Annotated in this window: 20 protein-coding genes; 12 read left to right on the top strand and 8 right to left on the bottom strand. The window is 46.1% G+C overall.

Annotation, left to right across the window (positions count from 1 at the left end; translation table 11 throughout):
* Nucleotides 1-5: 5 nt before the first annotated feature.
* The 3 genes from DYADSP32_RS07090 to DYADSP32_RS07080 are packed head-to-tail and all read left to right on the top strand — an operon-like array spanning nucleotide 6 to nucleotide 6,050.
* Complete coding sequence (locus tag DYADSP32_RS07090; protein WP_414617592.1) at nucleotides 6-2,360, top strand: PSD1 and planctomycete cytochrome C domain-containing protein; 2,355 nt, start codon at nucleotides 6-8, stop codon at nucleotides 2,358-2,360.
* 6 nt (nucleotides 2,361-2,366) lie between these two features.
* A complete protein-coding gene (locus DYADSP32_RS07085) occupies nucleotides 2,367-3,824 on the top strand; it encodes a DUF1501 domain-containing protein (protein WP_149243384.1) in 1,458 nt (485 codons plus the stop codon).
* 48 nt (nucleotides 3,825-3,872) lie between these two features.
* On the top strand, nucleotides 3,873-6,050 hold the full coding sequence (locus DYADSP32_RS07080; protein WP_149243385.1) for a c-type cytochrome domain-containing protein: 2,178 nt from the start codon (nucleotides 3,873-3,875) through the stop codon (nucleotides 6,048-6,050).
* Nucleotides 6,051-6,304: 254 nt separating this feature from the next.
* On the opposite strand, the gene DYADSP32_RS07075 is transcribed toward DYADSP32_RS07080, so the two are convergent.
* Nucleotides 6,305-6,622 carry a hypothetical protein gene (locus DYADSP32_RS07075; protein ID WP_149243386.1) on the bottom strand — a complete coding sequence of 106 codons (318 nt, stop codon included), beginning with the start codon at nucleotides 6,620-6,622 and terminating at the stop codon, nucleotides 6,305-6,307.
* 226 nt (nucleotides 6,623-6,848) lie between these two features.
* Between DYADSP32_RS07075 and DYADSP32_RS07070 the strand changes: the two genes are divergently transcribed.
* Nucleotides 6,849-8,135 (top strand): PQQ-dependent sugar dehydrogenase, encoded by a 1,287-nt coding sequence (locus DYADSP32_RS07070; protein ID WP_414617591.1) that lies wholly within the window; start codon nucleotides 6,849-6,851, stop codon nucleotides 8,133-8,135.
* Nucleotides 8,136-8,187: 52 nt separating this feature from the next.
* On the opposite strand, the gene DYADSP32_RS07065 is transcribed toward DYADSP32_RS07070, so the two are convergent.
* The 5 genes from DYADSP32_RS07065 to DYADSP32_RS07045 all read right to left on the bottom strand — a co-directional run bounded on the left by DYADSP32_RS07065 (nucleotide 8,188) and on the right by DYADSP32_RS07045 (nucleotide 12,726).
* Nucleotides 8,188-8,952, bottom strand: a complete 765-nt coding sequence (locus DYADSP32_RS07065; RefSeq protein WP_149243387.1) for an SDR family oxidoreductase — start codon at nucleotides 8,950-8,952, stop codon at nucleotides 8,188-8,190.
* 217 nt (nucleotides 8,953-9,169) lie between these two features.
* On the bottom strand, nucleotides 9,170-9,616 hold the full coding sequence (locus DYADSP32_RS07060) for an acyl-CoA thioesterase (protein WP_149243388.1): 447 nt from the start codon (nucleotides 9,614-9,616) through the stop codon (nucleotides 9,170-9,172).
* 121 nt (nucleotides 9,617-9,737) lie between these two features.
* On the bottom strand, nucleotides 9,738-10,751 hold the full coding sequence (locus tag DYADSP32_RS07055) for a bestrophin family ion channel (RefSeq protein WP_149243389.1): 1,014 nt from the start codon (nucleotides 10,749-10,751) through the stop codon (nucleotides 9,738-9,740).
* Nucleotides 10,752-10,942: 191 nt separating this feature from the next.
* Nucleotides 10,943-11,671, bottom strand: a complete 729-nt coding sequence (locus tag DYADSP32_RS07050; protein WP_414618156.1) for a DUF1080 domain-containing protein — start codon at nucleotides 11,669-11,671, stop codon at nucleotides 10,943-10,945.
* A 266-nt stretch (nucleotides 11,672-11,937) separates the two neighbouring features.
* On the bottom strand, nucleotides 11,938-12,726 hold the full coding sequence (locus DYADSP32_RS07045) for an NYN domain-containing protein (protein ID WP_149243391.1): 789 nt from the start codon (nucleotides 12,724-12,726) through the stop codon (nucleotides 11,938-11,940).
* Nucleotides 12,727-13,009: 283 nt separating this feature from the next.
* Here DYADSP32_RS07045 and DYADSP32_RS07040 point away from each other — a divergent pair, with 283 nt between their 5' ends.
* The 8 genes from DYADSP32_RS07040 (at nucleotide 13,010) to DYADSP32_RS07005 (ending at nucleotide 23,060) form a co-directional block, all read left to right on the top strand.
* The gene (locus DYADSP32_RS07040) at nucleotides 13,010-13,843 is read left to right on the top strand and encodes a DUF1080 domain-containing protein (protein ID WP_414617590.1); all 834 of its coding nucleotides are present in this window, start codon (nucleotides 13,010-13,012) and stop codon (nucleotides 13,841-13,843) included.
* Between the two features lie 214 nt (nucleotides 13,844-14,057).
* Nucleotides 14,058-17,033 (top strand): PVC-type heme-binding CxxCH protein, encoded by a 2,976-nt coding sequence (locus DYADSP32_RS07035; RefSeq protein ID WP_149243392.1) that lies wholly within the window; start codon nucleotides 14,058-14,060, stop codon nucleotides 17,031-17,033.
* Nucleotides 17,034-17,089: 56 nt separating this feature from the next.
* Nucleotides 17,090-18,547 (top strand): neutral/alkaline non-lysosomal ceramidase N-terminal domain-containing protein, encoded by a 1,458-nt coding sequence (locus tag DYADSP32_RS07030; protein ID WP_149243393.1) that lies wholly within the window; start codon nucleotides 17,090-17,092, stop codon nucleotides 18,545-18,547.
* A 54-nt stretch (nucleotides 18,548-18,601) separates the two neighbouring features.
* Nucleotides 18,602-20,053, top strand: coding sequence for a neutral/alkaline non-lysosomal ceramidase N-terminal domain-containing protein (locus DYADSP32_RS07025; RefSeq protein WP_149243394.1), 1,452 nt, complete (start codon nucleotides 18,602-18,604; stop codon nucleotides 20,051-20,053).
* Nucleotides 20,054-20,323: 270 nt separating this feature from the next.
* Complete coding sequence (locus DYADSP32_RS07020; RefSeq protein ID WP_149239641.1) at nucleotides 20,324-20,716, top strand: transposase; 393 nt, start codon at nucleotides 20,324-20,326, stop codon at nucleotides 20,714-20,716.
* Between the two features lie 11 nt (nucleotides 20,717-20,727).
* Complete coding sequence (locus tag DYADSP32_RS07015) at nucleotides 20,728-21,642, top strand: IS3 family transposase (RefSeq protein ID WP_149240058.1); 915 nt, start codon at nucleotides 20,728-20,730, stop codon at nucleotides 21,640-21,642.
* 322 nt (nucleotides 21,643-21,964) lie between these two features.
* On the top strand, nucleotides 21,965-22,750 hold the full coding sequence (locus DYADSP32_RS07010; RefSeq protein ID WP_149243395.1) for a DUF72 domain-containing protein: 786 nt from the start codon (nucleotides 21,965-21,967) through the stop codon (nucleotides 22,748-22,750).
* Entirely contained in the window at nucleotides 22,710-23,060 is a 351-nt protein-coding gene (locus DYADSP32_RS07005; RefSeq protein WP_414617589.1) for a hypothetical protein, read from the top strand. Before DYADSP32_RS07010 ends, DYADSP32_RS07005 begins: the two co-directional genes overlap by 41 nt.
* Before the next feature lie 76 nt (nucleotides 23,061-23,136).
* Here DYADSP32_RS07005 and DYADSP32_RS07000 read toward each other — a convergent pair whose 3' ends face one another.
* Both DYADSP32_RS07000 and DYADSP32_RS06995 read right to left on the bottom strand, forming a co-directional pair.
* On the bottom strand, nucleotides 23,137-23,646 hold the full coding sequence (locus DYADSP32_RS07000) for a hypothetical protein (RefSeq protein ID WP_149243396.1): 510 nt from the start codon (nucleotides 23,644-23,646) through the stop codon (nucleotides 23,137-23,139).
* Nucleotides 23,647-23,873: 227 nt separating this feature from the next.
* Nucleotides 23,874-24,608 (bottom strand): hypothetical protein, encoded by a 735-nt coding sequence (locus DYADSP32_RS06995; RefSeq protein WP_149243397.1) that lies wholly within the window; start codon nucleotides 24,606-24,608, stop codon nucleotides 23,874-23,876.
* Nucleotides 24,609-24,617 lie beyond the last annotated feature (9 nt).

The following is a 24,617-nucleotide window of genomic DNA, read 5'->3' as shown; positions in this document are numbered from 1 at the left end:
CAGGAATGAAAAATATATTTTGTGTAATGCTTAGAAAGACAGTTTTTTATCTGTCAATCTTGTGTATTACTTTCATTCTGCAATCATGTGGTGACCAGTCGGGTGGCACCAAAATTCACGACGAACTTCCAGAGCGTGTTAGCTACAATTTCGATGTCAGGCCTATTCTTTCCGACAAATGTATGACCTGCCATGGCCCCGATGCCAACAAACGAGAGGCGGGACTGCGCTTGGACGTGGCAGAGGATGCCTATAAGGCCCTCGCTGAAAATCCGGCTTTTCACGCCATAGTGCCGGGCAAGCCAGAGTTGTCCGAAGCCTACCTTAGGATTATTTCTTCGGATACTTCCAAATTAATGCCTCCGAAATCTTCGAATCTGAAGCTATCGGATTATGAAATCGCCATCATAAAGAAGTGGATTTCGCAGGGAGCCAGGTATGAAAAGCACTGGGCATTTGTGCCACCCGTGAAATCACCGATCCCTCAGGTATCCGATAATTCCTGGCCCAAAAATCCGATCGATTATTTCATTCTTGCACGTCAGGAGAAGCTTGGTTTTGCCCATAATGTGGAAGCAGACAAGGAGAGGCTTCTTAAGCGAGTATGCCTGGATCTGACCGGTCTGCCACCGGAACTGGAATTGATGGAGGCATTCCTGGCGGACGGCAGCGCGGATGCCTATGAAAAGGTAGTAGCGAAGTTGCTGAAACGACCTGCCTATGGCGAACGTATGGCATTGCCTTGGCTGGACGTGGCCCGTTATTCGGATTCTTACGGCTACCAGATGGATAACTTTCGAACTCAGTGGCCCTGGCGCGATTGGGTGATTCATGCATTGAATAAAAATATTTCCTACAAAGATTTTGTTACCTGGCAGCTTGCAGGTGATCTGATACCCAATGCCACCAAAGAGCAGTTGCTGGCAACCGGATTTAACCGTAACCACAAAATCACGGAAGAGGGAGCTGTTGACGAGGAGGAATATCGTATCAATTATGTCACAGACCGTAATGATACTTTTGGAAAAGCCATGCTGGGTGTGACGATGGAATGTGCTCATTGTCACGATCATAAATATGATCCCTTTTCACAAAAGGAATATTACCAGCTGTTCTCGTTTTTCAACAATGTTGACGAAATGCGAGCGGTATATACCGCCATTGATCCTTCTGTGGGCAAGCCGGAGTCCTACGCCAAAAAGCCCCTTATGGAGATCAGCAACGAGGATGCACGCTCAATATTAAACTTTGTGAATAAGCAGGATACCAGCCGGCTGATTGTTTCGGTGATGGGTGATCTGGATACAGTGCGTAAAACCCATGTATTACAACGGGGGATTTTTAATTCCCTGGGCGAAGAGGTGAAGCCCGGTACACCAAAGGCAATCCTGCCGTTTGATAACAAGTATGCAAAGAACAGATTAGGTCTGGCGCAATGGCTGTTCGATCGTAAAAACCCCTTGACGGCCAGAGTATTTGTAAATAGAATCTGGCAGGAATTCTTTGGCAGAGGAATTGTGAAAACGGCGGGTGACTTTGGGATGCAGGGGGATCTGCCGACGCATCCCGCTTTGCTCGACTGGCTTTCGGTTGATTTTATGGAGCACAACTGGGATATGAAGCGACTTGTAACACAGATTGTTACATCCGCTACCTATCGTCAATCTGTGGTGGTGGATGAAGCACAACGCAAGCTGGATCCTGAAAACATCTATCTAACGCGGTCGCCCCGGTACCGTATTCAGGCGGAATTTGTGAAGGACCTTGTTTTATCAAGTAGCGGGCTATTGGTGAAGACTATTGGCGGGCCCAGCGTAAAGCCTTATCAACCACCCGGACTTTGGGAAAGTGCCACAGCGGGAGGGAATGGACTATTGTCGGTATATCGCCAGGATCATGGATCCGATCTCTACAGGAGGGGGATGTACACATTTGTGAAGAGAACCGTACCGCCACCCTCCATGAGTATTTTCGATGCAAGTAACCGGGACCTGTGTGAGGTGAACCGGCTTAAAACCAATACGCCGTTGCAGGCGCTGGTCATGTTGAATGATCCTGCTGTACTGGAGGCTTCCCGGGTTCTTGCAGCAAAGCTTTTGTCAGAAAATACGCAGCCGGAAGAAAAATTACGCAAAGCATTCAGGCTGATCGTATGTCGTAAACCAAGCCAGAAAGAGCTCGATGTGCTCACCTCCTTTTATCATGATGAACTTAAGTCCATGAGACCTGAAAAGGTGCCCAAGTTGCTTGCGGTTGGAGAATATACCATTTCATCATCAGTGGATAAGCGCAAACTGGCAGTCCTGATGCGCGTGATTTCTACAATTTATAATCTGGAAGAAACAATTACTAAAACCTGAAAGATTATGAACAGGGAAATCATCGAAAATGCGCTGAACTACAACCGGCGACGGTTCCTCTCCAAATTAAGTTTGGGGTTGGGGAGCGTTGCTCTGGGGTCACTTTTAATTCCGGACCTTTTCAAAGGCAGCTCCGAAGAGGCTGACTCCCTCTTTACCCCCGGGATTCCGGGGTTTGCTCCAAAGGCGAAGCGTGTTATTTACTTGTTTCAGAACGGCGCACCTTCACAGCTGGAATCCTTTGATTATAAGCCTAAATTACGTGAAATGACGGGACAGGATCTGCCTGCTTCCGTTCGGGGCGGGCAGCGTCTCACCGGTTTTACAGCCAATCAATCCATACTGCCCATGGTCGGTTCTTTTACCGATTTCAAACAGTATGGACAATCAAGGGCCTGGATTAGTGACTTGTTTCCCCATACCGCTAAAATTGTGGACGATATTTGCATTGTTCGGTCCATGCATACCGAGGCGATAAACCATGATCCTGCCATCACTTTTTTTCAAACGGGTGCGCAGCAGGGCAACCGGCCGAGTATGGGATCGTGGCTGAGCTATGGTTTGGGAAGCGAAAATAAAAATCTCCCGGCATTTACCGTGTTGATTTCGCGGGGTAAGGGAAATAGCCAGGGTGTATATTCCAAACTGTGGTCCAACGGCTTTCTGGACTCGATTCACCAGGGGGTCCAGTTCAGTAGTGGCGAGGATCCCGTGTTGTATCTGAAAGACCCGGAGGGCATGGACAAGACTGATCGGCGAAAAATGCTCGACCGCTTATCGACCCTGAACGAGCTGGCTTATCAGGAACTGGGTGATCCGGAAATTAACAGCAAGATCCGTCAGTATGAAATGGCTTATCGCATGCAGACCGCCGTACCCGAAACGCTTGATATCTCGCGAGAACCCGATGGTATTATCAAAATGTACGGAACCGATTGTTTAACACCGGGCACTTTCGCAGCCAATTGCCTGCTGGCCCGCAAACTGTCGGAAAGTGGCGTACGATTCGTACAGCTATATCACCAGGGATGGGACCAGCACGGAGATTTGCCCAGGGACATTGCCGGCCAGGCCATGGACGTAGACAGAGCATCGGCAGCGCTGGTTACGGACCTGAAGCAACGTGGGCTATTGGATGAGACTTTGGTCATTTGGGGTGGGGAATTTGGCAGGACCAATTTTAGTCAGGGGCCGATCACGAAGGACAACTACGGTAGAGATCATCATCCACGTTGCTTTAGTATTTGGATGGCAGGCGGAGGCATTAAGCCGGGGATCGTCTATGGCGAAACGGATGAGCTGGGTTACAACATTGTTCGGGACCCTGTTCATGTTCACGATTTTCATGCAACGGTATTGCACCAGCTTGGGTTGGACCATGAGAAGTTGGTTTTCAAACACCTGGGACGTCGTTTTCGGCTTACGGACGTGGCTGGTAGCGTGGTCAAGGATATCATTGCATAATTTTTAAAAGTACAATAGAATACCTCATATTTAAATTTCAGTGTTTTAATGAATGTCGGTTTTAAAAGGTTTGCAGAGCAGTTATTGTTTGCTTCCAACATTTTCATTGCGTTTCTTTTTTTGTTTGAAAGCAAGCTCGTGGTTCCAATCTGGCTGCAAACCATAGGGCGCATGCACCCGCTCATACTCCATTTTCCGATTGTTATCCTCTTGATAGCCATGCTGATGGAGTTTTTCCGATTTAAGCCTGAGAATTTCGCAAACATATTTTACAGAAGCTTTCTGGAGAACTTACTTCTCGTGGGAGCCTTGTTTGCCGGACTTACGGTTGTCATGGGATTGTTTTTGTCCAAGGAGGAGGGCTATGCCGGAGATACACTGCTTTGGCACAAATGGACGGGAGCAGGGATATTTTTCTTTTCATCTTTTATTTACTGGATCAGAAACAATGCGTGGTACAAGGCACCGGTTGCCCGGGCTGGTGCGTTGTTAACGGTTGTCGTGTTGGTGCTTACAGGACATTATGGTGCGGCGCTTACGCATGGGGAGGAGTTTATTTTTGAACCCATCGCAAAAAGTATGCAACCGCCAGCCGTGCCTGTTGAAAAAGCAATTGTTTTTGATGATGTGATTATGCCCATTTTACAGCAAAAATGTGTCAGTTGTCATAACCCTGATAAAGTGAAAGGTGAATTGATGCTCACGGATGCCAAGTCCTTGCTGAAAGGTGGGAAGTCCGGTAAATTGTTTGTGCCGGGTAACCCGGCCATCAGTCTGCTATTGGAACGGGTACATTTGCCATTGGATGACAAAAAGCACATGCCTCCTGCTGGTAAATCCCAGTTGACCAGCCAGGAAGTGCAGTTGCTTGCACTTTGGGTGAAGGGAAAGGCGAATTTTAAGCAAAAAGTAATCGACTTGCCGGCTAACGATTCATTGAGATTATTGGCAGCTGCCAGGCTCGCGCCCGCAGAAGTTAAGGAAGATGTTTACGACTTTGATGCCGCTGATGAAGAAGTCATAGCCAAATTAAATAATGATTACAGAACCATTGCCGTAGTGGCCAAAGAGTCTCCGGCTGTTTCCGTTAATATTTACAACCGTTCGGCCTATACGACCAAACAACTGGGTGAACTGGATCCTATTAAAAAACAGATCGTCTCCCTTACGTTGAATAAGCTGCCGGTGAAAGACGCGGATCTTAAAAGCGTGAGCAAATTTGAAAATCTTCGAAAGCTGGATCTGAATTTTACGGATGTAACCTCCGAAGGTCTGAAGTCGCTCTCCTCTCTGAAGCATCTGCATACCCTGACTTTATCGGGAACCAAGGTGAACTTTGAGGGGTTGAAATCGCAGCTGCCGGCCTTCAAAAGCTTAAAAACCGTTGCGGTGTGGGAAACTGGACTAACGGCATCAGAAATAGATCAGCTGAAAAAGGCGAACCGAAATATGGTTGTGATTGGTGGCTTTAAAGACGACGGGAAAGATCCGTTAAAACTGAATCCGCCGCAGGTCAAGAATGTGTCCACCATTTTCGGACAAAGTATTGCCTTACAGTTGAAACATCCGATTAAGGGTGTCCAGATAAGATTTACCACCGATGGCACCGATCCCGACAGCGTAAGTTCTCCGATATTTGACGGTAAAACAATTATCACACAAAACACTACCGTTAAAGCTGTGGCAACCAAAAGCGGATGGTTTGCAAGTGATACAGCCACTTTTGGTTTTTTCAAAAGCGCGTTTACTCCAGATAGCGTGACGGTTCTTTTTCCTTTGAACCGGGTGCACCAGGCCGAGGCGGACAAGACCTTCTTCAATCATAAGCTAGGAGTCATCGGGGCTAATAATCCTGCATGGGCCAATAACTGGGCAGGTGTAAAAAACAATGATATGGGTATTATGTCCGAATTCAAAAAGCCTGTAACCGTCTCCTCTGTTGGATTGCACTACATGGTCGAAGAGGATACAGGTATTTTTCCGCCTGCCCTGGTTGAGGTGTGGGGAGGGCCTGACAGAGCTAACCTTAAATTGTTGGCCAAGTTTACCGCAGGCATGCCTGTCAAAGGAGATAAGCCATCTTTGAAGCTGATTGAAGGGAAGTTTAAACCGGTAACCGTATCTTACCTCAAAATAGTGGCGAAGCCGGTGGCCGAATTACCAAAATGGCACAGAAATACCGGAAAGCCAGCACTCCTGCTGGTTGACGAAATGTTTATCAACTAGTCGTCAATCGCCAATCCAACTCCTGCACCACATTTTGGGGCAGGAATTGGATTGGTTTCGATTTACCCTTTATGAAAATCCGGATGTAATCATGTGCAGTTTCAATTACCGCCCATCTGGATGGAATAAAAAAAGGCTGCCGTTTACATAACGACAACCTTGTGAACGTGTTTTTTTTGTAATTCCCTTATATTGAATCAGTTGACAGTTTAATTTAGTTCTGAGGTCAGCACTGTATTCCACCGAATACGCTTCTAGTCTCCCTGATTCTCCTCCAGATCATTGTGGTTATCGCCACCCAGGCTGTAATAGTTGTTTTCTTCGTCTTCGTTACCGATAATTTCGTCTTCATCGTCCAGTTCTGCTCCTGGCACATCCAGATCATCGCCAGTTAAATCATCGTCAAAATCTTTCTCGTTCCATCCGTTGTCATCCTCATTTTTGAATTTCTCTTTTCCAATAAACTCAGGATCGATGTCTTCCAGTATCAGGCCCTGACTGAATATATCTTCGGAAGCAGGATAAATTCCAGGAAGATCATCGTCAAACTCATCATCGTCATCTGGTATCATTTCAGTTAATTTTTGGGTTGAATAAATATTGGTAAATTGGTGGGTTGAAATAAATCTATTTCAAACGTAATTTGGGACTATTATAAAATCATTCCAATTTTTTTTCGAATAAAAATTACGCATGCTCCTGCGAGTATGTTCCCATGGATGGCCTGCTTTATGGATAACAGGGTAAGTATTAAGCAAATCTATTCAAGTATTTTAAAAAATTTAATTCAGCCAATTAATGCGTTCTTTTCAAAAAAAAATGTTGCAATCTGCCGGTTTTGCGGCATTTCTGGCCGGTAGCACTTTTCTGATTGCCTACAAAAGTGAAGTGCCGCCTGCAGCTTCGGTACTTACTATGCCCGTGGATGCAAAAGAGATTAAGTTACCTGCGGGCTTTTCAGCCAAGATTCTGGCTACCGATCTTGGGGCTACCAGGCATATCGCGGTGGGTAAAAACGGGGATATTTATGTAAAGCTCTCCAAGCTGAAAGAGGGTAAAGGCGTATACCTGTTAAGGGATTCCAACAAGGACGGTGTCATCGATGAGCAAAAGCTTTTTGGTGATTACCCTGGTACCGGGATTGCCATCAAAAATGGTTATCTGTACAGCTCTTCCAATAAGGCTGTTTACCGATATAAGCTCAATGACAAAGAGGAGATTGTCAATTTTGATGCACCCGAAAAAATTGTTGACGGCCTATTGGATCACGGTCGGGATAATGCCAAATCGCTGACGCTCGATAACCAGTCGAACATATATGTTACAATAGGGTCGTACAGCGACAATTGCCGCATGACAGGATCTGGTAAGGGGATGAGTCCTTGTACCATCCTCGATTCTGCCGGAGGCATCTGGAAATTCAACGCCAATAAGTTGAATCAGACGTTTTCGGATGGTTTGCGTTATGCAACCGGTGTGAAAAACGCGGTAGGCATCCATTGGGATACGAAAACCAATTCCCTTTTTGCTGCTGCGCATGGTCGGGGAAAGTTTGATGATTTCTACCCTCAGTACTATACGCCCAAGCACAGCGCCGAACTTCCCTCTGAGACGTTGTACAGGCTGAAAGAGGGTGACGATGCGGGCTGGCCATACATTTATTACGATCATTTTCAACATAAAAAAATACTGGCACCAGAGTACGGTGGTGATGGAAAAAAAACGGGCGGTGAAAAAGCGATTGATCCAACTGTGGCATTTCCTGCGCACCTGGGCCCCAATGCCCTTATGTTTTACACGGGAAATATGTTTCCATCCAGGTACAAAAACGGCGCCTTTATTGCATTCCACAGCCAATCTGTTGAGCTGCACAAGGGTTATTTTGTAGCATTTGTACCTTTTGTCAATGGCAAGCCGGGTAAATGGGAAATCTTCGCCGACAATTTTGCTGGCGTGGATCTGGTGAAACCAACCGGTCCGATTCAGCATAGGCCTTGTGGCCTCGCGCAGGGACCCGACGGCGCATTGTATGTAACAGACGACCTGAACGGTACTATTTTTAAGATTGATTATAAGAAGAAGTAAATAACTGAAAAGCTTTTTGCCCCGGTACAGTCCTGTGTCGGGGCTTTTTTTGTCACAGACTCATACCGCCATCTACAAAGATATTCTGTCCGGTAATGAAGTTGCCGGCATCTGAGCATAAAAGAAGCGCCATGGCTGCACAGTCTTCGGGAGTACCCAGGCGCCCCACCGGTGTCTCCATACGTTTGTGTATGCGCTCATCGGTTTCGGGGATTTTCTCATCTATGCGCGGCGTATCGATCACCCCGGGAGCGAGGTTGTTTACGGTTACGCCCTGGTCTGCCAATTGCATGGCTACATTTTGCACCAGGTTAAGCACGGCGGATTTCGTGGCCGCGTAAACGATCATGGCGGGGTGCGGCTTGACCTGCTGCACGCTTCCGATGGTAAGTATCCGCCCCCAGCTGTTGCTGATCATGTCGGGAGCAAACTTTTGCATGAGTTGAAAGGTGGACCTGAAATTGGTCGTTACCTGTATGTCGAAATCTTTTTGGGAAACATTCAGCCAGGCATCACCAACCTGAACGGAAGCATTTATGACCAGTATATCAACCTGCTTCACGACACTGAGTACTTTTTTGTACACACCTGCAACCGCTCTTGATTTGGAAAAATCTGCCTGTACAATATACACCTTCGCGCCCAAAGCTTTGATTTCCCTTGCCACGCTCTCCACTTCCGCTTTGCCTTTTCTGTACTGCAAAATAATGGTGGCCCCACTTTCAGCAAATGCGACGGCAATCCCTTTTCCAATGCCCTGACTGGATCCTGTTATAAAGGCGGTTTTTCCGGAGAGGTTTAGTTTTTCTAAGATCATAAAGGCGACGGTGTTTTTCTCTCAGTGCATTATTTTCGTGCCACCAGAACATGAGTGTTGAAATGCAGGTTCTGGATGATTTGAATATGAATAGGTTAATTTTTTTTTAGATCTATGGAATCTTTAATCCCTAACAGCTCTTGCCCATTAGCCATTAGCCATTAGCCATTAGCCATTAGCCATTAGCCATTAGCCATTAGCCATTAGCCATTAGCCATTATCCATTATCCATTGACCGCTCATATCCCTCAATACGTGCCCGAAGAAAATCTGGAATGGCTACACTTTTGTTCGTATCATAATCAAAAAGTACCATGGTGGTATACCCGGTTGTGGTGAGTTCTTCCACGTCATTCACGATGCTGGTAATCAGATAGTCGAGTTGAAAGCTTTTAGTGCCAATTCTGCTCGTTCGTACATAGGCAAAAGTGGGATTGGGGAAGACCACCGGCCGTAAGTAGTCCACATGTGCGCTGGCGAGGATAACACCGATCTCTTTCCAGTTCCATGCACAGGCCTCTTGAAAATAATATACCCTTGCCTGCTCGAAATAGGTAAGATACACCGCGTTATTGACATGTCTCATTTCATCCATATCGCTCCAGCGGATATCGAGCTTCATGGAAAACATATACTTTGCTTTTTCTTCCTGCAAATTTAGCATAAACTGAATAAATAGATTATGATGTGAAAATTCAAATGGTGGCAAAGGCTCTGACCGGAAATGTACCTGCCCCTTTGAACTTGGGCGGTACGGCGCTGAACAGAGCGTGGCGGACGGGAAATTACATGAGAATGTCGTTTACCGGCTGCATTGGAGCAGGCAGGTTGGTTTCATTGAGCATATCACGCAGATCGATTTCCATCGTACGGGTCATGGCCGAAATCGGAACATCGTTCGGGCCGCCCTCGAAAGGATTTTCGGTGCTTTCTCCCACCCGCTCCATAGAGTTGAAGACCCAGGAAACCAGCACACTGAAAGGAATTGTGAGCCATACCATGTGTTCGCCCAGTTTGGCAAATTCGTTCAGCATGCCAAGCGGTACCAGGTAAACAAAGATCCGGATAAAATATAGATTGATGCTGGCAAACTGTCGCGGATAAGGGAAGTTTTTGATCCGCTCGCACTTGCCCTGCTGATCATAAAAATCTTTGAGCATCCGCTCGAGTTCAATGTGCTTTAGGGTATCGAGCAAACCTTTATCAAAAAGCTCTTTTAATTGCATGGACTGAAGGGCGATGATCTGTACCGCCTTGTTTTTTTTATCCAGGATGTAGCGACATTCCTCTTCGGACAAATAACTGGTCAATGCTGCTTCAAGCGGCGTTTCGAGCTCGGGAATCTTGTAGTAATGGAGATATTCCCTGTTGTAAGACTTTCCCATATTTTCCCATGCCCGTGGCTCCCTGAGCTGATATCGCAGCGCAGTAAGCCAGCCAATGTGCCTGTAGATGAGTTGTCTGTGTAATTGATTTAACTCAGCTTCCGAAACGGACGATCCGGCTCCCGATACATAATCCCGCACCATAATACCCCAGGCTCTTGTAAGGTTCAGGATTGCCCCATAAATCTGCCGCCCCTCCCACAAACGGTTGTAAGTTTGCGTATTTTTGAAGCCTACTATAAAAGCCGCGGCCGTGCCGATCATCGCAATGGGAACCCACGGAATGGCGATCCATTTCAGACCTGCGTACTGATACAACAAAACCGGCACGGTTCCGAGCAGTGCAAGCCAGTAAATGTCCCGTCTGGTCCATTGTAAAAATTGTTTTAGTCCGTATTGCCTTCCTGCGTGCATGGGATCGTTTTACCTGATGATGAATGAATGTTTAGATCCGCATATTAGTCGTAATTGCGATCAATACAAAAAGCTGCGTTCAGGATTTTCAGTTTGGGATGGTTTTGATCATCTATAACGGGCGATCTCTGGGAATATTTACAAAAAAAGAGCTGCTGTGGGCAACTCTTTTTACTGCAAATTCATATTTCCTAAAAGTCGGTTCCGGCACCTTTCAGATCTGTTTCTTTAATCCAGATGTTCCTATACAGTACATGATGTCCTTCGGATTGTAGTTTCAGCCCGCCAGGACGGTCGGTAATTCCTTTTCCACCGTTGTTTCCTCCATCCATTCCCGAATTGATACCACCCCACACCTGGCTGATGTGATGATCCGTATGTACTTTTTTTCCATTAAAATACAAAGTTACCCGTGGCTGTTCGACCAGTTTCCCATCTTTAAAACGGGCAGCCTTAAAGTTTATGTCATAGGAATTCCATTTGCCAACTCCATTGTAAGCGTAATAAGGCGATTTGGATTCGTTGATGACAGCGCCCATACCATGTGATGTGGTATCACCGTCCAATACCTGGATTTCATACCGGTTTTGAAGATAAACTCCACTGTTACCGCCTGGTTTGGTAATCAGAAACTCCACGTGGGCCCGAAAGTCGCGAAACTCTTTTTTTGTTACAATATCCGCGGCACCATAAATGCCTCCCGCTGCCGAAGGGTCGTAGCAGTCGATGGCATTTCCCTTATTCACCGGGTCTTTCACTACCGTCCATTTGATGGGAGGCTGGGCTTTAAAGCGAGGGCCTTCCCAGTAAATCCATTTTTCATCGAGCATTTTGCGGCTGCCATCCATAAAAACTTCGGCGCCCTTGGGAGCTTTGGTACCAACTCCGACCTGGGCGTAGGATAGGCTGCTGCCCATCATCGAGCAAAGTAATGTATAGGTAATGTTCCTGATAATTGATCTTTTCATTGAGCTATGTTTCACTTTAGTAATTTGAATGAATGACGTTGTACTGGTCAAAAGGCAGTGGGCTTTTCTTGCTACTCTCTGAACCTTTCTTAAGTATTGGAGCTACCGGTTCGAATTTTATTGTACATTTAAAAAGTATGTTACTTTTTATTTTTATTAAATGTGAGTAGCATGGAATCTTGCAAACAGAAACATGCGTAGGCTACTATTGCGCACCATTACTTTGTTCGGATGTAAAAATGCGGTACGTTGCCTTTACCGCTCGTCCGTTCATCAACTTCAATGGATGCGATATTCCTGATCAGGTTAAGTAGTTTTTTATGGCCATAGTTTCTGGAGTCGAAATCCGGTTTCTTTTTCATGATCATGCTTCCCAGTACACTCAGCGAGATCCACCCGTCTTCTTCGTCCGCTATATCGTTGATCGAATCGGATATGAATTTGACAAGCTCTTTATCAATCTGTGCTACGGGAGCGATTTCCTCCTTGATCACCTTCACTTCTTTTACCGCCTTTCGGGATTTAGATTTGGTGCTGGGGGCTAGCGGGATCTCGACTTTTACCTCCTTTTTGAGTATTTCAATGTAGATGAATTTGTTACAGGCTGCAATGAAAGGAGCTGGCGTTTTCTTTTCTCCGATACCAAAAACCTGCATCCCGGCTTCTCTCAGGCGCGTTGCCAGCCTGGTAAAGTCGCTGTCACTGGACACGATACAAAAACCGTCTACCCGACCCGTGTAAAGAATGTCCATGGCATCAATGATCAGAGCCGAATCCGAAGAGTTTTTACCAGAGGTATAGCTGTATTGCTGAACCGGCGTAATGGCATTTTCAAGTAACACCGTTTTCCAACCCGACAGCGTGGGCTTGGTCCAGTCGCCGTAAATACGTTTGAATGTGGGCGTACCGTATTTGGCAATTTCTTCCAGCATTCCTTTAATATTGGAATACGGCACGTTGTCGGCATCGATCAGTACAGCGAGTCTTAATTCTCTGGTGTTTTCCATGCGATAAAGTTAGGGAGAAATTTTTGAGAAGTGATATCCATGGATCCATCCAAAGCGCAATGGATAATTTCTGTTTTGGTTGAATAAAGTTTACCTGTAAATGAGCAGATAATCTGTTTTGCGCCCTTTCCTGATATAGACGCAGTCAGACAAGTAGTTTTCCTGGCAACTATTCATATTTCAGTGAAACAGGGCTAGTAATGAGTGCCTTTGGAGTGGCCCGTTGTATCCCTGTTCAGGTATTAATTGAACAAAGTTTATTCAAATTAACATCCTATACCCTGTGAGAAATTTTACCCAATTTAACATCTGTTTTTTTCTCTTACTGATTATTTGTCCCGGATGGTGTTTTGCCCAGAGCCCAGCCGAAACGCTAAAGGCAAACGGCCTGGCCAGGCAAAAGAAGGCGACCTTGTTCAATGGGAAAAATTTGAATGGCTGGTATACTTTTCTGAACAAACAGGGGAAGGACAAAGACCCTGATCAGGTTTTTAAGGTTGAAAACAAGATGATTCATATTTCCGGATCGGAATTTGGCTGTATTACCACCAACGAGGAATACAGGGATTATGATCTGGAAGTGGAATTTAAATGGGGCGAAAAAACCCATAAACCCAGGGAAACGGCAGCCAGGGATAACGGTATTTTGATTCATTCCCAGGGCAAGGATGGTGCGTTTTCGGGTAATTGGATGTATTCGATAGAATGTCAGCTGATCGAAGGTGGTTCGGGCGACTTTCTGGTTGTTTCGGACGGGAGCGGCAAATTTGCCATTACCTGTCCGGTTGCTCCTGAAAAACAGAATGGTACATACATCTACCAGCCACAGGGTGACACAGCAACGATTTTCAAAGGACGTATCAACTGGTTTGCACGGGATGCGGGTTGGAAGGATGTGAAGGATTTCCGTGGTGCCAGGGATGTAGAAAAGCCTGTTGGCGAATGGAATAAGGTTAGGGTTATCGCCATGGCGGATGATATTTACTTTTATCTCAATGGTGTGCTCGTCAACCGGGCCATGCGGGTGCGTCCCACCATCGGCCGCATTCAAATCCAGTCTGAGGGAGCAGAAATGTTTGTCAGAAAAGTTGAACTGACGCACTTAACCAGGAAATAAGCCGGCTCTCAGACCCATGGTATCGGATCAAAACGGAATCACTACAATCTCTGTGTTTCCAACGATCACATTATTTGTGTCGTAAGCATAACTTCTACAGGCCTGTTTTGCTAAACTTGTTCGGTGCCGAAGGGGGCATGTGCCCGGATATAAATGCTGAAAGCCGACCGCCAACAAAAGTGGATCATTTTTGCTTACTCAATGAATTTTATAAATGAATCATTTCAATAGGATATTGTTCATTCCTTTTTTAGTCCTCCTGTTTTTGTTCACTGCACCCAGCCATCACGATAGGTCAGCTCCTGTCTATCAAAAAGCAGATTCTGTACGGTTGAAAAAAGCGATGGAGAGCTTCAGGCTGGAGCCCGGCCTTGGCATTGAACTCATTGCGTCGGAGCCAATGGTGATCGATCCGGTTGCATTGGCGTTTGATGAAAAAAAGAGATTGTATGTGATTGAAGATCGGGGCTACCCGGATCCTGCGGAAGGGGGTACTCCCACCAAATTGGGCCGGATCGCATTGCTGGAAGACAAGGATGGTGATGGTAAGTATGAACACAGGTCTGAATTTGCTACCGGGCTAACTTATCCCAACGGGTTGCTGGTGTGGAAGGGGGGGATTTTTGTCACCTGTGCACCAGATATTTATTACATGAAGGACACGGATGGCGATGGCGTGGCGGATATCAGGCAAGTGGTGCTGACCGGCTTCAGTGCCAGCCGCACAGCGCAGATCCGGGTGAGTCATCCGACATTGGGACTCGATGGTCGGGTATATGTTACAAGCGGGCTCAACAGCGGCGAAATCACTTCCCCTTTACATCCGAACCGGCCGGCCGTTACCTTTTCAGCGTCGGACGGGCGATTTGATCCGGAAACCTTTGAATTTGAAACCACAGGGGGCAGAAGCCAGTTTGGACTGACATTCGATGCTTATGGAAGACGGTTCGGGTGTTCTAATCGTCATCCGGTGCAGCAGATCGTGCTGGAACCCTGGCATTTGAAACGAAACCCCCATTTGTTATTTACCGAAACAACCGAAAATGTTTCCAGGGTAGAGGCCGAAGCCACTGTTTTTCCGGTTAGCGGCGCCATCACCTCAGCTGATTTTATTCCAAAGCTAATGGGGTTGTCACATACGGGTACGTTTACGTCGGCGAGTAGTGTTTTTGTTTTCAATGGAACAGGTCTTAGCCCTGCCCATCGGGGTAATGTTTTTATCTGCGAATCAGCGCAAAATTTGGTTCAGCGCCAGATCATGACGCCAAAAGGTGTCTCGTTTAAATCGGAATTGCCCTATCGGGGAAAAGAATTTTTGTCTTCTACCGACGAATGGTTTCGTCCTGTGTTTTTACAGCACGGGCCGGAAGGTGCGTTGTACTTAGCCGACATGTACAGAAAGGTTATTGATCATCCATCCTATGTCCCGGAAGAGGCGAGAGGCGGACTGGATTTTGAAAGTGGTAAAGCCGATGGCCGTATTTACAGGATTGTCAGGCAGGGTTTTAGGGATAAAGGCAGATCCGCGGTTTCCTTTGAATCTGATCTGAAAATGATTGAGGCGCTGCAGTCCCCGGAAGAATGGGAACGGCAAACTGCGCATCGATTATTGCTTGAAAAGAAGAATCCTTCATTAGTGCCAGATTTAAAAAGGATCGTTTCGATTGCCAAACTACCGGAGAGCCGGCTGCGTGCCTTGTGGCTGCTTGACTCTTTCCACGCGCTGGACGCGGATGTGATCAGATCGGCAATGAAGGATCCTGATCCGGGTGTACGTGAGCAGGTCGTTTTGCTTGCCGGTAATTTGTGTAAAAGTTATCCTGATCTGGCATCTCTTGTCGCTTCGGGATCGACCGATCCTGCCGTGCGGGTTCGTTTCACAAGTGCCCTGGTTCTGGGATCGTTGGAAGGGCAGGGTGTGTTACCAGCCCTCGCCACAGTTGCCGCCAGGGATGGTGCCGACCGCTGGGTTCGTGCAGCGGTTATGAGTGGTGTGGGCAGCCGTTTGCCAGATTTTTTAAAGGTATTCCGGGCGCAGCCCAAGAAGAATTCAGAGGCTTTTTCATTGGTGATGCAGGATCTGGGTCAGTTGTTCGGTAACGGCGCATCCCTTGCCGACTGCCGTATGCTTCTGGAGGATGTGGTCACTTCACCGGGTGATTGGGGATGGAGAATTTCCACTGCGCTGGGTTTGGCAGAGGGGCTAAGCAAGAGAGCAGATTTCACTCAAGGCAAAGAGGGTGTTTTGGCTACGATAATGGGAGACAGGCTTACTGCCTCCGATAAGCTGATGTTCGATACATTCATTAAACAGGTACTCGCCAGATCAGCCAACGCGTCTCTGCCTTTCAAGGATCGCATCACAGCTGCCGCGCTGCTAGGCTTCGCAGATTATGCTACAAGCAGTGTGGCACTTGAAAAGCTGATGGATGCTCGTAATGCTCCAGAACTGCAGCTGGAAGCAATTTCGGCGCTGACACGGTTGGGTGATATCCGTGGGGGCGAATTTTTAACGCAAAAAAATATCTGGTCCAATTATACGCCACGGGTCAAATCGGCTGTGATCGCCTCCCTGGTCTCTAAGCCAGCATTTATCCATGTGCTTTTCAATTCGATACAAAGTGGAGTGATAGGTGCTCCCGAAATTTCCTCCATGGACAGGCAGAGGTTGATGAAGCACAAGGAGAAAGATGTCCGTGCCCGTGCAGATGAACTTTTCAGGGAATTGGAGGGTGGTGGCAGGATGAAAGTTTACCAGGATTACCGATCCATCCTGGGTGAGGTGGCGGATCCGAAATCCGGGAAGCTGGTTTTTGAACGAGCCTGCTCTGCATGCCACACCTATGCGGGTCCGGGCGGGAAAGTGGGCCCCGACCTGACCGGAGTTCGCAACCAACCGGCTGACGCCTTGTTGCTCCATATTCTGGTACCCAATTATGAAGTACTGCCAGCCTATCAGGCTATAGCCGTGGAAACCAACGATGGTCGGTCGCTGTCGGGCTGGCTGATGGCGGAAACGGAAAACAGTCTGACCCTGAAAACCGCATTTGGGACGCAGGAATCCATATTGAGAAAGAATGTCAAATCCCTTACCAATTCCGGACTTTCATTAATGCCGGAGGGATTGGAACAAACCATGACCAGGAGTGAAGTGGCTCAACTCATTGCGTTTCTCAAAGCAGGAAGCTAACTTTTTGAAGCAAACCCATAAAAATCAGTCTGTCGCAGGAAAACAAATTGTAAAACATGATGGCAAGAATAACATTTGAAAAGGTCATATCAATTTTTATTATTGTTGCCTGTGTGTTGACGGAGAATGGCGTTTATGCACAAGGTAGGATCTTCAAGGCAGGCGCGTCTATCAGTAACATTACGCCCTATCTGGGCGATGGCATTGTGGGTAACTTCGGGACCCCGCCCCCCGCCACCTATATACACGACCAGTTGCATACACGGAGTCTGGTGCTCGACGATGGAAACCATAAGCTGGTCTTCGTGATTTGTGATAATGTATCCATTAACAGGGAGGTGTTTGATGAAGCCAAGCGCATGATAAGAGAGGCCACCGGCATTCCGAATGCTTATATGATGATGTCGGCCACGCATACACATTCTGGAACAAGTGCTGGAGGTGAGGGTGAAAAAAGGCGCGGCTGGCATCCGGATACGCCCCTGGATGCATATCAAAAATTTATGGCTACCCGGATCGCAGATGGAGTGAGGGGGGCTATTGCTAACCTTGAACCGGCCCGGATAGGATGGGGTGTGGGAAGTGTGCCACAACACGTATTCAACAGAAGGTGGAAAATGAAGCCCGGCAAGACGGTACTTAACCCTTTCGGTGAAATGGATCAGGTGCTGATGAACCCAGGTAGTCATCCCGATCTTCTTGAGCCAGCGGGTCCAACTGATCCAGACCTTTCGTTTCTTTCGGTTCAGTCTATCACTGGAAAGCCCATTGCGGTTCTTGCCAACTATTCTTTGCACTATGTAGGAGGCATACCTTCCGACCATATTTCGGCTGATTACTTTGCGGTGTTCGCCGATAGAATACAGGAGCTGTTGAAGGCAGATCGTCAGGATCCGCCTTTTGTAGGCATCATGTCCAATGGTACCTCCGGCGATGTCAACAATATCAATGTGAAAGGGCAGGTAGAGAAACGTCCCGCTTATGAAAAAATTCGCCTGGTGGCCCATGATGTAGCGAGGGAAATACTTCGCGTTTATAGAACCACAACACACCACGATTGGGTGGAGCTGAAAGCGGCAGAGTCGGAACTGCAGCTGAATGTTCGCAAGCCAACAAATGAACAAGTGCGATGGGCGCAGCAGGTCGTCACGCGAGCAGACACCGTAAAACCTAAACACCGGCTAGAAAAGACGTATGCGGAGCGAACCCTGCAAATGCAGGAATGGCCTGAACAAATCAATGTCATACTTCAGACTTACCGCGTCGGAGAGCTTGGTATTGCGGCCATTCCGTTTGAAACTTTTGCGGAAACCGGATTGGAAATTAAGGCGAAAAGCCCGTTCAGGCCTACATTTACAATTGAACTGGCCAATGGCGGTTATGGCTACCTGCCCACACCTGAACAACACAAACTCGGCGGATACGAAACGTGGTTGAGCACCAACCGAGTGGAAAAAGAAGCGACACAGAAGATCGTGGCTGAACTGCTCTCGCTTTTTTCAACAATGAAGTAAAAAAACATTCTTAAACCTATGCCTTTCAAAAGGTATACAGATCACAGGTAAATTATGAAAACATCCTTGTACGCATTGTTTAGTATGCTTTTTTTGCTGATTCCAAATCTTCCAATGGCCCAGGATGCAGGGTCGGTAGGTAAGCGGATATTCAGGGCAGGGGCTGCAACAAGTAATATCACACCCGAAATTGGGACATCCATCAACGGGAATATGCAAAATGTGATCATAAAATCGGTTCATGATGACACGCATGCCCGTTGCATTGTACTCGATGACGGGCAGACCCGTCTGGCAATCGTGGTCTCGGATCTTTGCATGGTGTCGCGCGAGGTGTTGGATAAAGCCAAACACCGGGCACATGAAATGACCAAAATTCCTGTTGAGAACATGATGATGTCTGCTACACATACCCATACGGGCGGAGCGGCATGCTCCGTTTTTAATAGTGATCCGGATAAAAAATACCTTGAATTTCTAGCCAGTCGTATTGCTGACGCCGTGATTAGGGCAAATCACAATCTTGCTCCCGCCCGGATAGGATGGGGAGTAGGGAATGAACCCAGCCAGGTTTTTAACCGTCGATGGAAAATGAAACCGGGTACGCCGATGATGAATCCGTTTGGTAAGCAGGACCAGGTAAAAATGAATCCGGGTATCGGTAATCCCAATAACCTGGAACCGTCCGGCCCCGTGGATCCCGGCTTACCCATCATTTCTATTCAGACTCCTGATGGTCGGCCGGTTGCCATGCTGGCCAATTATTCCCTGCATTATGTGGGTGGTACGGGGGCAGGAGAGGTCTCAGCAGATTATTATGGCATGTTTGCCAATCGTATGCAGGAGTTGTTGAATGCCGGTGGACAAAATATTCCCTTCGTGGCGATCATGTCCAACGGTACGAGTGGCAATATCAATAATGTAAATTTTGGTGGAAAAGCACCGGCCAGATATCAGACTTATGAAAAAATGCGGGCCGTTGCCGATACCATAGCGGCCGAAGCGTATAAGGTATATCAAAAGATCGAATACAAGGACTGGATATCTCTGGCAAGCCGGCAAAAAGAGATTTCTCTGCGTGTAAGAAAGCCGGACGCCAACGAATTGGCCAGAGCTGAGGATATCGTTTCCAGAGCCAAACAGCCCATTATGACCTCGATGGAGGAAATTTATGCGCGGGAAACAATCTTTATGAAGGATTATCCCAACGACGTTTCACTCATTCTGCAGGCGTTTCGCATCGGTGATCTGGCGATTACTGCCGTTCCCTGCGAAATGTTTGTGGAGATAGGGTTGGATTTAAAAAAGAAAAGTCCATTCAAGCCCACATTCAGTATTTCACTGGCCAACGGTTATAACGGATACCTGCCTACTCCGGAGCATCATCAGCTGGGAGGGTACGAAACCTGGCGCGCACGATCCAGTTATCTGGAAGTAGATGCTTCCGTCAAAATCTCCAAAAGTTTGTTTGAATTGCTTGGGCAGCTGAAATCGGCTCAGAAGTGATTTTATTCATGCCTAATCGGCGCTACATCAAAGATTCCGATTATTTGCTTATGCAGTTTAAAATAGGAAAAAAAAGGCCTGGTAAAATCTCCCAGGCCTTTCGAACCATTAACCACTATGTTTACTCAATATCGGATGCTTGCCAGACAGGGCAATCTTTTGTGATATTACAGACACCGCCCTTCAAAGGTTAAAAGATGCGTGAAGAAGGTTAATGGTTGGAACCCTGTGATTGCCTAACATAGGTTGCCCTTAAACGGTAATTTTAACATGAGCAATTCGAAATTAAAAACTAAAAAAAGTACAAAACTGAATATTCGTCCATATCGTGTGTTTAGTGAAGAGTTCAAACGCGAAAAGGTAGCGCAAATTTCGGCTGGTGAGATCAGCATTCTGTCTTTTTCTAAATTGTGGTCAGTAAGCCAGAATACCGTATACAAATGGATTTATAAATATTCTCCTGATCACAAAAAGGGAACTATCATGGTTGTACAAAAAGATAGCGAAGCTGTTAAACTTGTTGAGTTGCAGGGTAAAATTGCTGAATTGGAACGTGCAATTGGTCAAAAACAAATGATTATCGATTATCAGGATAAGCTCATTGAGATCGCCTCTAAGGAACTGGATGTCGATCTAAAAAAAAGTTTCAATCCTGGACCTTAGAGCACTTTCGTATGAATTTAAGTAACCACATGTATTCGATGAGCGGCTTGTATACTCATTGCCAGATCAGTAAGCAAGGGCACTATAAGTCCTTGCAGCGAGAGATTCACTGGCAAAACCAGGAAGAGCTGGTATTAGGGCTGATCATGCAGGTACGCGAGATTCACCCAGCTATGGGTATTCGAACTATCTATGAACTTTGTCAGCCCGAAGGTATTGGCAGAGATGCTTTCATCAGTATCGGCATTTACTATGGATTCAGGGTGAAAGTGTTTCGGAACAAAACCCGAACAACCTTTTCCAGTCCATACAGCCGTTACCAGAACCTGCTGGTAGATAAAGAGCTTGATAATATTAATCAACTGTGGACTAGCGATTTAACGTACTTTAAAGTCGACAATAAAGACTGTTATATTGTTTTAATCATGGATGTGTATTCCAGATTGATTGTCGGTTATTCTGTTGCAGATAACATGAGAGCTGCAAACAATGTCGCCGCTCTGAAAATGGCTCTGACTATAAGGGGTTTACACAGCTATGAGCACAAACTGATACACCACTCGGATCGGGGGGGACAATACATCAGCGACGTCTACACTGATCTACTGAAAGAGCACAAAATTCGTATCAGCATGTGCAACATTGTCTATGAAAACGCGCATATAGAACGGGTCAACGGAACCATCAAAAATCAGTATCTGATTCATTGGAATATTACAAGCTTTCAAATGCTAAAAACAGAAGTTAAACGAGCTGTTGAGACTTATAACAACCAAAAACCGCATTCAGCCCTAGACGGTGCTACACCGATCGCGTTTGAACAAAAAATCAAAGAACGTAAAGACTCTGAAAGGCCTAAACTCAAAATCTGGACTGCATCAGAATCTAAAAATCACAATCCAGATCAATGTATAATTCAATTTTAAACTTTATTCATAATTTTAAACTGAAGGCAACCTATACTAGGCAATCACACCCAAGGTTAGAAAACAAAAGTTTTTTGATTGCGAATAAGTCATGAGGTAACGAGAAGATATGTCGGAATTTGTTCCACATTTTTCCATCAAATCGGGAAGTAGGTATGAGAAAGAAGTTTTACAGTCATTTAAGATGGCCCGGCATAGTTTTTTAAGTTACAGTTGTATGCTATGCATGCACCACACATTATTTGATTGCAACCTACATAAAATCTAACTCCCGGAGGTCATTTTCAAAAAAAGTGACCTCTTTCTTCACAACCAGGTGTACATGAAGGTTCAACGAAAAGGTTCATTTTACTCGGGTACAAGCGGTTTGGTACTTCCCGTTCGTAATAAACAGGCATTTCCTCCATCGTTTCAGGACAAGAGCCGGCTTTCCTACTATGGCTCATTGTTCAATAGCATAGAGATAAACAGTTCCTTTTACAAAGTGCCCATGTTGTCAACCGTTAGAAACTGGGCGCAGAGTGTACCGGATGGATTTCGGTTTACCTTTAAACTATGGCGGGAAATCACACATAACAAGGGGCTTTACTTTAAGCCAGATGATGTTAAACGATTTATGGATATCATTTCAGGCGTAGGTGTGAAGTCTGGATGCCTGCTTATACAATTTCCTCCTGGTCTTAAAGTTCGCAGCCTGTCAAAGCTGGAGCAACTGTTGCAGGATATTACGGACTGTGATCCGGCTCAGCGTTGGAAACTATCCGTCGAGTTTCGAGACCGGTCATGGTATATTGAAGATGTTTATGATCTAATGGAGGGGTACAACACCGCCCTGGTAGTGCAGGACAAACCGACTTCATCTACACCCCACCTGGCTCTGGCTGGTAAGTTTGCATACATACGTTTTCATGGGCCGGAAGGAAATTATAAAAGCAGCTATGGCGATGACATACTGTACGAATATGCAGGTTATATCCGCGATTGCATGGAAGAAGGTATTGATGTGTTTACTTACTTCAACAACACGGCGGGCGATGCCGTTGCCAATTTGAGAACACTGAATTCCTATGTGGGGCAGTTGGGCACAATTGGCTATACAGCAGGGTAAGCTCCTGGGTAAGAATCTGCACAGCCTGGCAACGGGCCAACCCATGAAATCGTTCCAGTACAAGGACAAAGGCACAATGGCCATTGTGGGTGTGAATAAAGCAGTCGCTGATTTACCCGGTTTTCATTTCAAGGGGTTCATCGCATTCATGATGTGGCTTTTCGTACACCTTTTCTCACTCATCAGATACCGCAATCAGATTAAAACATCTTCCAACTGGATTGTGGCCTTTATCACCAGAGACCAGTCCTTGCGGTTTATCATGTATCCGAGAAAGCACGATCCGCAAAATGAAACTTGTGATAACTGAACGGTTGGATAAACGATGAAAGCAGGAGGCAGGCTTACGAAGGATCACATCAGTCCCCACTAAACCCGATCATCGCTCAGGCAACGGCATGTAGCAAAGTGTCCGGTATTTTAGAAAGCTCGGGAAGGGGGAAGTGCGCTGTAGGTATATCTGAATTTATTTCTAAGTATAGTTTGCTCTTGATGTCGTTCAGTTTGGCCAGGTGGTCGCTCAGGATGGACGTTGCGTCATAGCTCAGATTGGCCTGGGCCAGAAGAGCCTGATAAAGTGTAATCGTTTTATTTTCAATTTCTACGATCTTTTTGAGCAAAAAGGGTTTATCTTCCACAGTAAGTTCGCTGGAAGGAAGAGCGTTCCTGTTTTGATGCTCATGAATATCCCCATCTTCTAATGTACGTTTGGAGGAATCGTAAACCCACTGAATTTCTTTTTTATACAAAAGCGAACTAGAGTATCCCTGGCTACACACCCGCCGGAGGGAACCAAGATTGTGTATCGAAAGTGTTCTTCTATATAAATCTTCGCGATACAGATGGAAACCCCATAGCCTGACTATGCCTGACAGAAAATTGGGAAGATCTTTCATAGCCAAATGACGTTTAGGACTGTGTGTAAACAGAATATTAAGATTTTTCAGATAAAAAAACTGTACCTGACAAATCAAAAATTTGATTCTTGCTATACGTCAACAACTGAATAAAACTCAGGTGAAACAGGGGGCTTTTCCGTAGGGGATCTGGTCAGAATTTTGATCTTCCATTTCGAGCATCGATTTATTTGGCAGGTTGTATTACAGATTGGGGAGAAATGGCATCACAGCGAGCTTTCCAGGTTTGCGCAGTATTCTATGACGTTTTTGAGATCCGCTTCATTCTTATAATCCACAGCATGGCTATCCAGATAGTTTAAAACATTTTTTCTGGACTTGGCAAAAATCCTGGTAACACTTTCCCTTCGGGCGGTATGAAACCTGTTGTTTTTATCAATCAGGAAATAATCGATTTCGGGTTTTAGTCTCACGTTGGTCAAATTGGCCACATTGACCTTGCCCGGCATGCCAATGAAGGTGTTCTGCCCTGGCTTGGCGGTGAAGCTCTCCAATCTCTCAAACCTCACGCGGTTATTAAAGTCTTTAAAAACCATCTGGCATTTCTTTCCGACCTTCACACCATCGTATTCGGCTAGGATTTCTACGAAACCATATCTCTGGTCATACAAATAGCGGTTTTCCCCGATGGTGACATTTTTTACCAGATGCGCATCCGAAATGGAGAGCGTATCAAAAGCAGGTCCGATAAACAAAATGTCTCCATATAGATAACTGTAATTGAGTCGCACTTCCGACTTTGCTCCCGATTGTTTTGTCACATATCCTTTCGTGAAATTCTCAAATTGAAACCTTTCATTAAATGGAATGACTTCTGATGCCTTTTTGAATTCGCTAAGTACATAGGTCTTCGACATATCCTGAGCCATCAAGCTCGTGGCGGTGATGAAAGATGTTAAAGCGTACAAGAGACTTTTTAGCAAATGATGGTTTATTTCCATTTTCCCAGA

The sequence above is a fragment of the Dyadobacter sp. 32 genome (assembly GCF_902506755.1).
GTDB lineage: Bacteria > Bacteroidota > Bacteroidia > Cytophagales > Spirosomataceae > Dyadobacter.
Note: the sequence above shows the minus strand (reverse complement) of the source record. Positions and strands in the feature narration are given on the sequence as shown.

Excerpts from the sequence above, each read along its gene's own strand:
- DYADSP32_RS07005 (WP_414617589.1), top strand. The coding sequence starts at position 22,710 with ATGTGGGGCAGTTGGGCACAATTGGCTATACAGCAGGGTAAGCTCCTG.
- DYADSP32_RS07085 (WP_149243384.1), top strand. The coding sequence starts at position 2,367 with ATGAACAGGGAAATCATCGAAAATGCGCTGAACTACAACCGGCGACGG.
- DYADSP32_RS07050 (WP_414618156.1), bottom strand. The coding sequence starts at position 11,671 with ATGATGGGCAGCAGCCTATCCTACGCCCAGGTCGGAGTTGGTACCAAA.
- DYADSP32_RS07010 (WP_149243395.1), top strand. The coding sequence starts at position 21,965 with ATGAAGGTTCAACGAAAAGGTTCATTTTACTCGGGTACAAGCGGTTTG.
- DYADSP32_RS07090 (WP_414617592.1), top strand. The coding sequence starts at position 6 with ATGAAAAATATATTTTGTGTAATGCTTAGAAAGACAGTTTTTTATCTG.
- DYADSP32_RS07065 (WP_149243387.1), bottom strand. The coding sequence starts at position 8,952 with ATGATCTTAGAAAAACTAAACCTCTCCGGAAAAACCGCCTTTATAACA.
- DYADSP32_RS07020 (WP_149239641.1), top strand. The coding sequence starts at position 20,324 with ATGAGCAATTCGAAATTAAAAACTAAAAAAAGTACAAAACTGAATATT.
- DYADSP32_RS07055 (WP_149243389.1), bottom strand. The coding sequence starts at position 10,751 with ATGCACGCAGGAAGGCAATACGGACTAAAACAATTTTTACAATGGACC.
- DYADSP32_RS07025 (WP_149243394.1), top strand. The coding sequence starts at position 18,602 with ATGAAAACATCCTTGTACGCATTGTTTAGTATGCTTTTTTTGCTGATT.
- DYADSP32_RS07015 (WP_149240058.1), top strand. The coding sequence starts at position 20,728 with ATGAATTTAAGTAACCACATGTATTCGATGAGCGGCTTGTATACTCAT.
- DYADSP32_RS07045 (WP_149243391.1), bottom strand. The coding sequence starts at position 12,726 with ATGGAAAACACCAGAGAATTAAGACTCGCTGTACTGATCGATGCCGAC.
- DYADSP32_RS07035 (WP_149243392.1), top strand. The coding sequence starts at position 14,058 with ATGAATCATTTCAATAGGATATTGTTCATTCCTTTTTTAGTCCTCCTG.
- DYADSP32_RS07075 (WP_149243386.1), bottom strand. The coding sequence starts at position 6,622 with ATGATACCAGATGACGATGATGAGTTTGACGATGATCTTCCTGGAATT.
- DYADSP32_RS07000 (WP_149243396.1), bottom strand. The coding sequence starts at position 23,646 with ATGAAAGATCTTCCCAATTTTCTGTCAGGCATAGTCAGGCTATGGGGT.
- DYADSP32_RS06995 (WP_149243397.1), bottom strand. The coding sequence starts at position 24,608 with ATGGAAATAAACCATCATTTGCTAAAAAGTCTCTTGTACGCTTTAACA.
- DYADSP32_RS07030 (WP_149243393.1), top strand. The coding sequence starts at position 17,090 with ATGATGGCAAGAATAACATTTGAAAAGGTCATATCAATTTTTATTATT.
- DYADSP32_RS07060 (WP_149243388.1), bottom strand. The coding sequence starts at position 9,616 with ATGCTAAATTTGCAGGAAGAAAAAGCAAAGTATATGTTTTCCATGAAG.
- DYADSP32_RS07070 (WP_414617591.1), top strand. The coding sequence starts at position 6,849 with ATGCGTTCTTTTCAAAAAAAAATGTTGCAATCTGCCGGTTTTGCGGCA.
- DYADSP32_RS07080 (WP_149243385.1), top strand. The coding sequence starts at position 3,873 with ATGAATGTCGGTTTTAAAAGGTTTGCAGAGCAGTTATTGTTTGCTTCC.